General features: G+C 37.7%; 12 protein-coding genes. 4 read left to right on the top strand and 8 right to left on the bottom strand.

Annotated features, from left to right (window positions below; genetic code table 11):
• Nucleotides 1–37: 37 nt before the first annotated feature.
• The 4 genes from RM573_RS05450 to RM573_RS05435 form a co-directional block, all read right to left on the bottom strand.
• Nucleotides 38–1,579: an amidase gene (locus RM573_RS05450; protein WP_311578393.1), complete on the bottom strand. Its 1,542-nt coding sequence runs from the start codon at nucleotides 1,577–1,579 to the stop codon at nucleotides 38–40.
• A 320-nt stretch (nucleotides 1,580–1,899) separates the two neighbouring features.
• A complete protein-coding gene (gene dxs, locus RM573_RS05445; protein ID WP_311578390.1) occupies nucleotides 1,900–3,762 on the bottom strand; it encodes a 1-deoxy-D-xylulose-5-phosphate synthase in 1,863 nt (620 codons plus the stop codon).
• Nucleotides 3,763–3,803: 41 nt separating this feature from the next.
• Nucleotides 3,804–4,694 (bottom strand): (2E,6E)-farnesyl diphosphate synthase, encoded by an 891-nt coding sequence (gene ispA / locus RM573_RS05440; RefSeq protein ID WP_311578387.1) that lies wholly within the window; start codon nucleotides 4,692–4,694, stop codon nucleotides 3,804–3,806.
• A complete protein-coding gene (locus RM573_RS05435) occupies nucleotides 4,694–4,942 on the bottom strand; it encodes an exodeoxyribonuclease VII small subunit (RefSeq protein ID WP_311578384.1) in 249 nt (82 codons plus the stop codon). Before RM573_RS05435 ends, ispA begins: the two co-directional genes overlap by 1 nt.
• 294 nt (nucleotides 4,943–5,236) lie before the next feature.
• On the opposite strand from RM573_RS05435, the gene pomA reads away from it, so the two are divergent.
• From pomA to thiI, 3 genes are all read left to right on the top strand, one after another.
• On the top strand, nucleotides 5,237–6,001 hold the full coding sequence (gene pomA / locus RM573_RS05430) for a flagellar motor protein PomA (RefSeq protein WP_311578381.1): 765 nt from the start codon (nucleotides 5,237–5,239) through the stop codon (nucleotides 5,999–6,001).
• Nucleotides 6,002–6,012: 11 nt separating this feature from the next.
• Nucleotides 6,013–6,963 (top strand): flagellar motor protein MotB, encoded by a 951-nt coding sequence (locus RM573_RS05425; protein ID WP_311578378.1) that lies wholly within the window; start codon nucleotides 6,013–6,015, stop codon nucleotides 6,961–6,963.
• A gap of 141 nt (nucleotides 6,964–7,104) precedes the next feature.
• Nucleotides 7,105–8,559 carry a tRNA uracil 4-sulfurtransferase ThiI gene (gene thiI, locus RM573_RS05420; RefSeq protein WP_311578375.1) on the top strand — a complete coding sequence of 485 codons (1,455 nt, stop codon included), beginning with the start codon at nucleotides 7,105–7,107 and terminating at the stop codon, nucleotides 8,557–8,559.
• Between the two features lie 42 nt (nucleotides 8,560–8,601).
• Here the strand turns inward: thiI and RM573_RS05415 are convergent, their stop codons facing one another.
• Nucleotides 8,602–9,519, bottom strand: coding sequence for a ketopantoate reductase family protein (locus tag RM573_RS05415; RefSeq protein ID WP_311578371.1), 918 nt, complete (start codon nucleotides 9,517–9,519; stop codon nucleotides 8,602–8,604).
• Nucleotides 9,516–9,872, bottom strand: a complete 357-nt coding sequence (locus RM573_RS05410) for a VanZ family protein (RefSeq protein ID WP_311578369.1) — start codon at nucleotides 9,870–9,872, stop codon at nucleotides 9,516–9,518. Before RM573_RS05410 ends, RM573_RS05415 begins: the two co-directional genes overlap by 4 nt.
• Before the next feature lie 122 nt (nucleotides 9,873–9,994).
• Here RM573_RS05410 and RM573_RS05405 point away from each other — a divergent pair, with 122 nt between their 5' ends.
• Nucleotides 9,995–10,477 carry a YajQ family cyclic di-GMP-binding protein gene (locus RM573_RS05405; RefSeq protein ID WP_311578366.1) on the top strand — a complete coding sequence of 161 codons (483 nt, stop codon included), beginning with the start codon at nucleotides 9,995–9,997 and terminating at the stop codon, nucleotides 10,475–10,477.
• 196 nt (nucleotides 10,478–10,673) lie between these two features.
• On the opposite strand, the gene RM573_RS05400 is transcribed toward RM573_RS05405, so the two are convergent.
• Both RM573_RS05400 and RM573_RS05395 read right to left on the bottom strand, forming a co-directional pair.
• The gene (locus RM573_RS05400) at nucleotides 10,674–11,861 is read right to left on the bottom strand and encodes an esterase (RefSeq protein ID WP_311578363.1); all 1,188 of its coding nucleotides are present in this window, start codon (nucleotides 11,859–11,861) and stop codon (nucleotides 10,674–10,676) included.
• 55 nt (nucleotides 11,862–11,916) lie between these two features.
• Nucleotides 11,917–13,896 carry a tetratricopeptide repeat-containing sulfotransferase family protein gene (locus RM573_RS05395; RefSeq protein ID WP_311578360.1) on the bottom strand — a complete coding sequence of 660 codons (1,980 nt, stop codon included), beginning with the start codon at nucleotides 13,894–13,896 and terminating at the stop codon, nucleotides 11,917–11,919.
• Nucleotides 13,897–13,996: the final 100 nt, after the last annotated feature.

Raw genomic sequence — 13,996 nt, 5'->3', positions numbered from 1 at the left:
TGTTTTTTTATCTATTTACATTCGCGATAACATCAGCTTATTTATGAATAAAGCTCGGCGGTTTTCTATGTTGTGTCGCTTGTTCATATGAAAAAGCGGCTTCAATTAATTTACCCTCTTGCAATTTACCCCCGATAAAAGAAATGCCAACGGGCAAGTGATGTACAAAGCCCATTGGAACGGTAATATGGGGATACCCTGAAATTGCTGCTGCACTCGATGCGGCACCTAAATAATGATCGCCGTTAATATGGTCTATTTTCCATGCTGGCCCTGTTGTTGGGGCTATCAGCAAATCTAAATTGTGCGTTTTAAGTAATAGATCTATGCCATTTTCTTGTGTCATTGTTTTTGAAGATGTTAGTGCCTCTAGATAGTCTTTATCTGTTAACGGACCTTTTTCATTGGCCATGATCATAATTTCTTGATCAAAGTAAGGCATTGCTAAACTTTTATTTTGCTGATTGTGATTAATTATATCCGTCAGTGATTTAGGTAACCCTTTGGCGGTATTGGCTAAATACTTATTTAAGTCGTTTTTAAATTCATATAATAAAACCGTAAATTCTGCTTCGCCCCACTTCTCCATATTCTCAAAATTTGTGTTATCGACGATAATAGCGCCTTGAGCCTTGATGGTTTCAATAGCTTGCTCAAATTGCGCATCTAACTTTTTATGATACCCCATCAAGTTTCTCACAACGCCTATACGTTTGCCTGATAATCCATCCGTTTTTAAATGAGAAAGGTAATCAATGGCAGAAGAGTTTGCCTCTGGGTCTTGTGGATCTTCGGCTACCATAGCACTGAGTAATATTACCGCATCAGTTACCGTGCGCGCCATTGGACCTGCAGTGTCTTGACTATGGGCAATAGGGATAATGCCGCTTCGACTTACCGTACCTAATGTTGGTTTAATGCCTACTATGCCATTTATTGCGGAAGGGCAAGTGACTGAACCATCCGTTTCAGTTCCAACCGCAACCGTTGCTAAGTTAGCGGCAATTGCAACGCCTGAGCCCGAGCTTGAACCACATGGGGAGGTGGTTAGATCATAAGGATTGAGAGTTTGTCCGTATAATCCGCTCCATCCGCTTGAAGAGGACGTAGAACGAAAATTTGCCCATTCACTTAAGTTAGTTTTTCCTAAAATTATTGCTCCCGCTTTTTTCAATTGTGTGACAAAAAAGGCGTTATTTTCTGGAAAATTGTTAGCTAATGCATGTGATCCTGCGGTATTAGCCATGTTGTCTAGGGTATCTATATTATCTTTTAATAATACTGGAATACCATGTAATGGCCCAACAAAACCGCGCTTAATAAATTGTTCGTCTAACGATTTGGCTTGTTGCAAAGCATGTTGATTTAATTGTGAGACAGCATTTAATGTCGCGTTGTTTTTATCAATTTTATTGATACGGTCAAGGTAAAATTGTACCAGTGCTACGCTGGTCAATTGTCCGTTTTTCATTTGTTGATGAAGATCATTAATTGTCTGTGCATCTCTTATATTAACTTGTGCAAAACAGAGATTACTGACGAAACATGTTACAAAGACCAATCCAAATAATTTGCGCATATGATAGAGCCAAATGATTACTGTAGTGGCTTTTATAACGTGAATTTTAGGCTTAGGTCTAGTGAAAATGTGGTAATGGAATAGATAAGCGTGGGCTGATGTGGAATTTTATTCTTACACTTGTCAGGAGTAACAGGAAAATCATTGGATTGATGACAAGAGATTCATCACTAACAGGGCAGATAAATAATCTATTTATGCTTTATCTCTTGGATGCATGTATATAAAAAATGCCTCATTTGTTAGGTGAAAACATTGTACCTAAATAGTGTGATTTACCACTATTTAGGCTTCATACATTACTTGAAATGACAAATATCTTACTGGGTAAATGCTTTTATTTTTTCAAGGATGCCCGTGCTGTCTAAGCCAAGTTCAAAGTGGATCTCTTGTTGAGTACCATGCTTGATGAAGGAGTCAGGTAAACCAATATTTAATACTTTAATGGCATGGGCTTGACTCAATACGTATTCATTCACAGCAGAGCCAGCACCACCTGCAATGGCATTATCTTCTACCGTGACTAAAAAGGGGTGATTCTTAACTAAATCATCAATTAAGGTTTCATCAAGCGGTTTAACAAAGCGCATATCGACAACGGTTGCATTGATTGCTTCTGCTGCTTTGCTTGCTTCTGCTAACGTGGTACCAAAATTAACAATCGCAATATTTTTACCTTCAACAATGACTCGGCCTTTGCCTATTTCAATCGTTTCATTTATGTCAGGTAATGCTTCACCTGTACCATTACCGCGTGGATAACGCACGGCAGCAGGGCCCTGTGCTTTATGCCCGGTTGTTAACATTAATTGGCATTCACGTTCATTTGCCGGTGTCATGATCATCATATTGGGGATACAACGCATAAAGCTGAGGTCAAATGCTCCTTGATGCGTTGGGCCATCCGCGCCAACGATTCCCGCTCTGTCTATAGCAAATAAAACCGGTAAATTTTGTATGGCGATATCATGAATTAATTGGTCGTAACCACGTTGTAAAAAGCTAGAGTAAATCGCCACAATTGCGTTATGTCCTGCAATGGCTAAACCCGCGGCAAAAGTAACGGCGTGCTGCTCTGCAATCGCCACATCAAAATATTTTTCCGGGAATCTTTGGCTAAACTCTACCATGCCTGATCCTTCACGCATTGCTGGAGTGATAGCGACAAGTTTTTCATCTTGTTCTGCCGTTTTACATAACCAATCACCAAATATTTTTGAATAGGTTGGCAAGCTAGGCTTACTGGCGGGCAGATTCGTGTCATCGGGATTAAACTTAGGTACAGCATGATACTTGATAGGGTCTTGCTCGGCAGCGTGATAGCCTTTACCTTTTTTGGTGGCAATATGCAGTAATTGTGGACCTTTTAGGCTACGCATATTACTGATGGTGTCCACTAAACCATTAACATCATGGCCATCAATAGGCCCGATATAATTAAAGCCTAACTCTTCAAAAAAGGTGCTTGGTACAACCATACCTTTTAAATGTTCTTCCGCACGACTGGCAAGTTCTTTGATTGGCGGAATATTTTTAAGTATGCGCTTACTGCCTTCTCTAATTCCGGTATATAAACTACCAGAAAGCATTTTTGCTAAATGATTATTTAATGCGCCAACATTTTCAGAGATCGACATTTCATTGTCGTTTAGCACAACTAACATATCTTTATGAATATCGCCGGCATGGTTCAATGCCTCAAATGCCATGCCAGCAGTCATCGCACCATCACCAATAACCGCAACTGTTTTACGATTTTTGCCTTCTTTTTCAGCCGCGACTGCCATACCAAGCGCCGCAGAAATTGAAGTACTTGAGTGACCGACACTTAAAACGTCGTATTCACTTTCTTCGCGCCAAGGAAAAGGATGTAAGCCATCTTTTTGTCTTATGCTATGCAGTTGGTCTCGACGTCCCGTAAGAATTTTATGAGGATAAGCTTGGTGGCCAACATCCCAAATGACATGATCAAATGGCGTGTTATACACATAATGTAAAGCAACGGTTAGTTCTATAGTGCCTAGCCCTGAAGCAAAATGACCACTACTATTACTAACGGAATTTAATAAATAACGACGCAATTCTTCACTTGCTTGCGGTAAGCTGGCTTGATCTAATTGACGTAAATCAGCCGGATAATTGATTTTCGAGAGTAAAGGGTAGTCGTTCAGGTTTATAGTCATAGTTATTATTTTCAGCAACTGTACTTGTACTTGGCAGCAACTTAGCTAGTTCTGCTAATGATAAAAGTCGCAAATTCCGATAGATTCTGTGTATTGTAAGGCAAATGATGTAAAGCTTGTAGTGCTTGTTGATATAAGTTGTCAGCTTTTTGCTGTGCACCCTGTAAACCAAGCAGTGCAGGGTAGGTACTTTTATTCGCTTCTATATCAGAACCTGCGGGTTTACCGAGTACTTCTTCGCTAGAAGTAATATCGATGATATCGTCACGCACTTGATAAGCTAACCCGATTAATTTAGCAAACGTTGAGAGTTGTTCTTTTTCTTGTTCGGTTATCTGGTGAGAACATTCCGCTGCCATTAACACTGATGCTTCAAGCAAAGCACCGGTTTTTAGCGTGTGTAGTTTTTCTAATTCATCTAAAGAAATAGTTTTGTTAGTTGCCGAAAGGTCAAGCGCTTGACCACCACACATACCTTGATAGCCACTAGCTTTTACTAACTGTTGGATCAGATGGATACGCTTGCTTGCAATCGCTGAGGAGAATGGGTGATTCGCTAAAATATCAAATGCTAAAGTTTGTAAACTATCGCCAGCTAAAATAGCCGTCGCTTCATCAAAAGCAATATGACATGTTGGCTTACCTCGCCTGAGATCATCGTCATCCATCGCAGGAAGATCATCATGTAATAAAGAATAAGCATGAATGCATTCTAATGCGCCAGCTATACCATCAAGGTCATTTTCACTGACGGATAAAGATTCGCCGGTAATATAAGCAAGGTATGGACGCATCCGTTTTCCGCCAATTAATAAACCATAACGCATCGCTTCAAGCAGTTTTGGATCATTAATAGGTAAACTGTCTAGTTTTTTTAGTAAAAACTGGTTCGTTCTTTCTTGAAAATATTCAAGCTGCGCTAGCTTAGTCACTACTGAGAGCTCTCATCATAATTAAAGTCTTCGAGTTTGCTTACGCCTTTATTGTCCATTAAAATTTGGACTTTTTGCTCAGCCTCTTTTAGTTTGGTTTGACTGACTTGGCTTAAACTAAGTCCTCGTTCAAATAAGGTCATCGAGTCTTCTAAACTTAACTCACCTTTTTCGAGGCTTTGGACAATATCTTCAAGCTCATTTAAAGAATCTTCGAAGCTTAAATTTTCAATTTTTTTACGTGCCATTAGGAAAAATATATCACTATTTTTATAGGTAACGCGCAAGTTACCTTAGCTCGTCTAATTGGTCAATGGCGCTTATTTTTATTCGATAAAAAAAATAATCTTCAATTAGGGTTAAGTTATTGACAATATGGACGATAATAACTGTATAACAAAGAAAAATACCAACTTCACTTTTCAACTTAATTACGTCGTTTATGTTTAGCTGAATTTAGTATTTGTATTCGCGTATCCTAAAACCTTGAGGTATTATCAATTTAAAGGTGTAGGATTTAGTAACATATTTTGGAGGCTTATGTGGATTTAGCTACGCTACTGGGAATATTAGGTGCCATTGGTTTTATTGTCATGGCAATGATTTTAGGTGGCGATATCAGCATGTTTGTGGATACTCAATCGGTTCTGATTGTATTCTGTGGTTCCTTATTTGTTGTTTTGTCTAACTATAATCTCGGACAGTTTTTCGGTATTGGTAAAATCATGGGCAAAGCGTTCATGTTTAAAATTGAACAACCTGATGAATTAATTGAGAAATCTGTTGAAATGGCGGATGCTGCTCGTAAAGGGGGGTTTTTAGCTCTTGAAGAAGCTGAAATCACCAATGCTTTTATGCAAAAAGGGGTTGATATGCTTGTTGATGGTCATGATGCCGATGTGGTGCGTGGCACATTACAAAAAGATATTAATCTCACTACCGAACGCCATGAAACGGGTATTGGTATGATGATGGCCTTAGCGGATGTAGCACCTGCTATGGGCATGATAGGTACCCTGATAGGTTTAGTTGCCATGTTATCAAACATGGATGATCCAAAAGCGATTGGTCCGGCAATGGCAGTTGCACTTTTAACAACTTTATATGGTGCATTTTTAGCGAACGTGATTGCCATTCCTATTGCGAATAAATTAAAAATTCGTTTAAGCGAAGAAAAGCTTAACCAAGAACTTATTTTGGATGCGGTGTTAGGTATTCAAGATGGTCAAAACCCAAGAGTCATTGAAGGTTTACTGAAGAATTATCTTGCTGAAGGTAAACGTAAAATTGACACTACCGAAGAGTAATTGAGGGATTTATGGCTGATCAAGAATGTAAATGTCCACCACCGGGGTTGCCAGCGTGGATGGGTACTTTTGCTGATTTGATGTCGTTACTGATGTGCTTTTTTGTACTGCTTTTATCTTTTTCAGAAATGGATGTTTTAAAGTTTAAGCAGATTGCCGGTTCAATGAAGTTTGCTTTTGGTGTGCAAAACAAAATTGAAGTCAAAGATATTCCTAAAGGCACTAGCATTATCGCGCAAGAATTTAGACCAGGTAAACCTGAGCCAACGCCTATAGAAGTAATTCAACAGCAAACCGTTGAAATGACGCAACAAATGTTAGAATTTCAAGCGGGAGATGAAACATCTGCCGGTGGTCGTCAAGAGCAACGAGGTACAGAACGCGGTGGTCAATCGCAAAGTACCGCTGATGAAATGTCAGCTCAAGCAATGCAAAAAGCAAAAGATGAGCTGGAACAAGCTTCGGAAGAACAAGTTAACGACTTAGCGAAAAAAATTGCACAACAATTAGAACAACAGATTCAAGATGGCGCGATAGAGCTGGAATCCTTAGGTCAACAGGTGATCATTCGTATTCGTGAAAATGGTGCCTTTCCATCTGGCTCAGCATTTTTACAGCCTAAGTTTAAGCCTATTGTGAGAGAAATAGGCGAGTTATTAAAAACAGTGCCTGGTGAAATCATGGTCTCAGGTCATACTGATAATCAAGGGATTAGCTCTGAGTTATTTACCTCTAACTGGGATCTATCGAGCAAACGTGCTGTAGCAATTGCTCATGAGTTAGTGAAAGTGCCGGGATTTGATGATTCGCGTATGTTAGTAGCAGGCCACGCAGACTCTCGTCCTTTGGTGCCAAATACCAATGCGCTAAACAGACGTCGTAATCGTCGTGTTGAAATATCGATCAATCAAGGTAAGCCTAAAGAAACCGAGCCATTTTCAGTGATTAAAAGTGATAATTAAGTAAGTAATTGAAAATTTAAGCTATTTAAAAAGATCTCAGTTGAGATCTTTTTTTGTGCGTCAAATTTTGTACATATCGCTAAGGCATAAGGTATAATGCGCGCCAATTATTTTCTTGGGTTTTCAACATCGGTATTATTTATGAAGTTTATTGTGAAGTTACAGGCAGAAATTGCGATAAAAAGTCGCCCTGTACGTAAGCGTTTTACCAAAATATTAGAGTCTAATATTAAAAACGTTTTACGCCGTGTTGATGAGCAAGTGACCACCAAGATTAACTGGGACAGTATTGAAGTTAATACTAAAAATCTTGATGAAAAAAATCGCGAACAATTAATTGAAACACTGCAATGTATTCCTGGTGTAGCTCAATTTATCGAAGTGAAGCGCACAGAATTTACTGATTTACATGATATTTTTGAGAAAACTCTCACGGTGCATGCCGATACAATTGCAGATAAAACTTTTTGTGTCAGAGCGAAACGAAATGGCGATCATGACTTTAGTTCACTACAAATTGAACAATATGTTGGTGGTGGTCTTAATCAAGCCGTAGAGAGCGCAAAAGTTAAGTTAAAAAAACCTGAAGTGACAATTAATTTAGAGGTTAAACATCAAGAGCTCTTTATCGTGACTCATAAGTTTAAAGGTTTAGGTGGCTTCCCTATTGCGACTCAAGAAGATGTTTTATCGTTAATGTCAGGTGGTTTCGACTCAGCGGTTTCCAGTTTTCAAATGATTAAAAAAGGGGCGCGCACGCACTTTTGTTTTTTCAACCTTGGTGGCTCTGCCCATGAAGTTGGCGTCAAAGAAGTTAGCCATTATTTATGGAATAAATTTGGCGCATCACATCGCATTAAGTTTTTTGCTGTTGATTTTGAACCGGTTGTTGCCGAAATTTTAGAGAAAATTGAAAACGGTCAAATGGGGGTTGTGTTAAAGCGTATGATGATGCGTGCTGCGGCAAAGGTCGCTGAAAAACGTGGCATCCAAGCACTGGTAACTGGTGAAGCCTTAGGGCAAGTATCGAGTCAAACTTTGACGAATTTAAATGTGATTGATCGTGTCACCGATACTTTAATTTTACGTCCTTTGGCGGCATATGATAAACAAGATATTATCGATATCGCCCGTGAAATTGGCACCGAAGACTTCTCAAAAACGATTCCTGAGTATTGTGGTGTTATTTCGAAAAAGCCGACAGTAAAAGCTGTTTTATCGAAAATTGAAGCAGAAGAAGAAAACTTTGATTTTTCTATTTTAGATCAAGTTGTTGAAGCTACTAGAATCTTTGATATTCGCGATATTGGTGATGCTGCGGAAGAAGAAATTCATGCTGTTGATGAGGTCGCTAATATTGGTGACAATGCCATTGTTCTTGATATTCGTAGTCCGGAAGAAGAAGACGAGAACCCGTTAGAATTAGACGGCGTAGAAGTAAAGCATTTACCTTTTTATAAATTATCAACGCAATATGGCGATTTAGATCAATCTAAAGATTATTTACTCTATTGTGACCAAGGGGTGATGAGTAAACTACAAGCACTTTATTTAATTGATAATGGCTTTAAAAACGCGAAAGTATATCGTCCTTAAGTTACGTTTTTAGCAATAACTAACAGTCATTATTTAATGAAGCTAGGAGCTATATTCGGTTTCTAGCTTTTTTATTTGTTGCCACAGAGCCGTGTTATGCGGGGTTGATATGTGATATATCAGGCCTTGCTGATGAATAAAACCGTTAATATGATCGATTTCAGTTTTTCTACTGGTAAGGATATCACTGCGCATTGATGAACAGTTTAATGCCGTATTGTTTGCGACATTTAATACCGTTTGGATTAATTCGGTTAACGATAAAGAGACATTATGCTTGCGCGCAATCATTACCACTTCATGTAAGATCCCTTCAATTTTTTGCTTAAATTTTTTGTTGGTTACCTCACCATTATTGCAATTATTAATAGCGGTTAGTGGATTGATCACGCAATTTATGGCGAGCTTAATCCATTGCTGTATTTTGATATCTTTTTGCCAAGTCACTAACGGTAGGGCTTTATCTAATGTATCTACTAATTTGATGCGTCTTTTTTCTGGAATATTACCCGCTATTAAACCTATATCACTCTTTCCCTCACCGGTATGAGTAATATTAAAATTATCATTTTTTAAACTACCATGTGTCATTAACATTGCAGCTATCGCTTGGTCACTGTTCACTTGTACGTCGAATGATTGAACGTTTAGGAGGCCATTATGAGAGAAAATGAGAGCGGCATTTTTGTTAAAGAATGTTTGATATTGCTGATGTGCTTGCTCAAGTGCATAAGCTTTTAAACAATAAATGATCAGCTCAGCTTGTTGTAAGTGTTCATCACTTGCAAGGGTCAATATTTGTTGGTGTTGCTGTTGTTTGCTATCGGTAAATGTCATGCTGTTTGGTACATTGTTGACATTGCCTGAACATCGCAGAGTTACGTGATTATTCGCGCATTGACTAAGTTTAAAATACCATAATAAGCCAATAGCACCTTGACCAATAATAACAATATTCATCGTGGCTCTTTTTTATGTAATGGACGTTTAAGCCAAACTATCGTCAAATAAAGTGAAATGCCGACAACATCTGCAATAAAGTCACTCATTTCCCCCTTTCTAAAACCTAAATACATTTGACTTAACTCTGTTACGGCAGCATAAAAAATCATGCAAAGACAGATATTTAACAAAGGCAGTGATAAGTTTTTATGTAAAAACCAGGTTAAAAAATAAAAACCTAGAAAATGACCGATAGTGTCTAATTGTAAGCTTTGTTCAATAATAACGTGGAGATCAAAAGATGCGAAGGTGAGTAACATTATCGTGAAGATAATAAGCAGTAAAATTATAAGAGGTTGTCGGGTTTTCATTACCAAATCATAACATGAGAATTTGACTACATGCTATGAGGATTATTAGTTTTTCAAAGATATACTTTTTGGTATTATAGCCTTCTAAACGTTGTGAATTAGTAAAGTTAAGCGAGAATAAAATGCCTTCAATGGATATTGTGTCAGAAATTAATATAGAAGAAGTTCGAAATGCAACTGAAAATGCCAGCAGAGAATTAAGTACCCGTTTTGACTTTAGAGGTGTTGAAGCTAGTTTAGAATGGAAAAAACCAAATGTTGTGGTGAAAGCTGAAGCGGATTTTCAAGTAAAGCAATTAGTTGATATGTTGAGATCGCAATTAACAAAACGTCAAGTAGATGCTAAAGCAATGACTGTTGGTGAGCCTGAATTTTCTGGTAGAAATTGTTCTGCAACAATTTCATTTAAAGAAGGCATTGAACAACCGGTTGCTAAAAAATTGGTGAAAATTATCAAAGATAGTAAGCTTAAAGTGCAAGCGTCAATTCAAGGTGAACAACTACGAGTGACAGGTAAAAAGCGTGATGATTTACAAGCGGTTATGCGCTTGGTTAAAGAGTCTGATCTTGAACAATCCTTTCAATTTAACAATTTCAGAGATTAACTGAATCGGTTAATCAAGTTTAATTGTAAACTATTATACGGTCCTCATCATAAACGCCGATAACTTTCATTCTCGGCGTTTTATTCGTTGAGGAAAATATTCATGTCATTGAAAATAGGTCGCTATTTATTTACTTACCTCAATAGGGTAAATACACGCTGCTTATTAATCCGTTATCGGTGTTTATGTTAAGCTACTATTGAAGTTGATTGACTAGGCTTTCTTGGTATTGTTCTAAATATTTTTGGTGTTTTTTTTGATGCCAGATAATCATTGATTTTGACTTATCTACCGCAAGCGTTTGATATTTTATCGCTTTGTTAATGTCATTAAGATCAGCATATGCTTTTGCTAACGCCGATAAAGCATAGGCCGATTCAGGGTATAATTCGGCTATTTTTTGGTAGATGTTTAACCCCTTTTGACTATCTTTTTCCGTTACTGACTTCGCTAATGCTTTTAATGAACCTTCTGCGGATACTTTAAAACCATATTTTTTCTCAGATATTCGTTCGTAATACTCAATAATCGCTTGGACACCTTTTTTCGATATTTCAGAGTCTGCTTTAAGATCATTATGAATATCACTAAAAAGTGCTTCAATACCATTTATCATTGAAATGATAGGTTGCGACATATAATGATTGTTATTATTGCGATGTACCTGCCAATCGAGTGTGCTCGGGGCTGAAGTGTTAAGTGCTTGTTCAAATAACCCAAAAGCAGGCAGGTTCGCTTGTTCATATTGGTGCTCACCTGTTGAGAGATACAAAAATCGCATGTTGTCATCTTTTTTGGTGAGCTTTAGTTTGGCTTGAGAGGTTATCAAACCAAAGTCATTCGCTAATGAAGGACTAGAAATAATATAGGCATTAAATAATGTAGGACGATTAAGTAAAGCAAATAACCCTAATGCGCCGTTGCCCATAAAGCCGCTATAGATTCTAAAACCATTAGTTCTATATGTTTTATCAATAGTTCGTAACAGGTCATTCTCAAAATAATCAAGCATTGTATGGTTATTTGGATCTGCTGCTATTTGTTCAAATAACTTGGCAAATTCAGCATTATAACTTGCGGGTGTTACAACAATCGATTCAAGCCAAGGCCAATCACCATTATGGCTTAACCAATCATGTAAGCCGCTTAAATAAGGCTGGCTGCGTGGATGTAAATCGAAAATAACGAAGTACTTTTTATCTTTGGTTTTGGGCTCATTATAGCTTTTCGGTAAAGTAATATTGTATTCTATGGGATTTTTAAAAAATTTAGAGGTGACTTTTAGTGATTGAATGGGATTGAGCGCTTTGATATCTGTCGCTGCTACTGAAAATGATAGTGCGCTAATTACAACACTTAGGCTAATTACTAGTACTTTTATCATTGTGTAATCCCTTTTCTTAAAATGTTTTTTATAAGTGGCTAACGGAATTTTAAATTTATTTCAGCGCTTTTTTCAGTGGTGTTAAAAATTGCTCGAAGTGCTGCCATTGTTCGGTAGCATTTTTATAAATAGGCTGGCGCACTTGTTCAGAGCTTGGAGTTTTTATATTTCGTTTAGTTTTATGAAAATCTACGCATGACTGTTCAAACGTTAAGCCACAATAATTCAGTATTCTACGTACTTGTGTTTCTAAATCCTCAACGACATCTTCGTGGTGAACGGTTAAAACTTGGTTAGGTAATACTTGATCCCAATGTGACATCAATTTTAAGTACGCTTGATAATATCGGCCTAAATCTTCAAGGTTATAACTAAAGTCTTGGCCTTCCGCGAAGAGTTGTTTAAAGCCACTAAAACAACACGCCATAGGTGAGCGGCGTGCATCAATTATTTTGGCATTCGGTAGAATTAGCTTGATCAGGCCAATATGGAGAAAATTATTCGGCATTTTATCGATAAAAAATGGTGCATGTTCTCGGTATACCTTTGTTTCGTCAATAAACTGTTGTCCAAAGCGCTGGAAATAATCGTCTTTTATTACGTGTAAATTTTTAGGATATTGATTGTCAGCTCTATTTCTTCCTCGCAGTCGTGATGCTAAACCTAAAATATTATGAAGTTCCATCGTGCCGTCGACTTGACTATGTGATGCGAGTATCTGTTCGAGCAAAGTGGAGCCTGCTCGGGGTAAGCCAACAATAAAAATAGGATCAGGTACATCTAGTCCTAAGTTGCCACGGTTTTTAAATAACTCGGCAGTACAATATTTTATTTGATCATTGACTTGTTGCTCTATTTTATTGATATCAAAATTATTATGGCTTGATTGTAATGCATTACCTTGTTGGTATGCTTCAAAAGATTTTTGGTATTCCTTCCTGTCTTCAAATGCCTTACCTGTGGCAAAATGCAGTTGCACACTATCAACGAGCGATAAGCCTTTTTGCGCTTGTTGTGTTTGCATTTGGTTAATTTCTTCATCGCTAAAACGATAAGTTTTGGTATTCGCTAAACTCCAATAAGCATCGCCATAATTTGGTTTAAGCTGGTAAGCGGTTTGATAGGCAGAAATAGCCTTCGAGATATCACCTTTTGCTTTAAGTGCATGACCTAATTGTAAATGAAACTCAGCGACATTATTGTCTTGAGCAATGGCTTGCTCAAATAAGGCGATAGCTTGTTCTATTTTTCCTAAACCCGTTAAAATATTGGCTTTAGCGACTTTAAAACTAAGATTGTTAGGTTGTTCTTTTAATAGTTTTTCAACCTGTTGCTCAGCTACTTTGTATTTTCCAATTTTAATCAGTAGGTTAAGGTATTGTGAACGTGCATAAATATGTTTAGGAGAGAGTTCAAGAGCACTCGCTAATAAAAACTCAGCGTCATCATATACTTTTAATTGGATGCCAATTTCCGCGAGTAGACACATACCTTCAATATGTTGCTTATTTTGTTGTAGAAAGTGACGACAAATTTGGTCGGCTTTGTGGAAATTTCCTTCATGCATGAGCTCGGTAACGGCTAATAAGGGCGGCGGTAATTGTTTTAACTTTGCAAGTTGATTGGCAGCGTTTTGTACTTCTTCTAATTGCTTGTCGTCTCGATACAAGTTTATTAATTCTTGCCAACTGGCCACTAAGCTTGGGTTGAGTTTTACTGCTTGCTCAAATGATACCTTTGCTTGTGAGTTTTTGCTTAAGGCAAGGTTATTGTAACCTTGTTCTTGATAGGCTCTGGCGTGTGAGTCATTGAGTTTTAATAATGCTTGAATGCTGTTATTGGCCTCGATAAATGCTTTTTTGTAGCGCTGAGCAACGGCCGTTAAATACCACAACTCAATGAGATGAGTGGTTTCAATTGATTCTTGGTGTAATTGCTTTGCTAATGAAATAGCATCGTCGAATTTTGCCGTTTGAATGAGTTTTTGTATTGACTTTAGTTGCTGTTCAATAGCGGAAAATTTTGGGGTATTCAACGATTAAGCTCCATTTACGTTTTAACGTGGACATTTTTAGAGAAAATACTTTAACAATAAAAAGCCGCTTGATACAGACATCAAACGGCTTTTGTTTACT

The organism is Thalassotalea castellviae (genome assembly GCF_031846185.1).
GTDB classification, from domain to species: domain Bacteria; phylum Pseudomonadota; class Gammaproteobacteria; order Enterobacterales; family Alteromonadaceae; genus Thalassotalea_H; species Thalassotalea_H castellviae.
The sequence above is the reverse complement of the archived record's forward strand: the minus strand, read 5'-3'. Positions and strand labels throughout refer to the sequence as shown.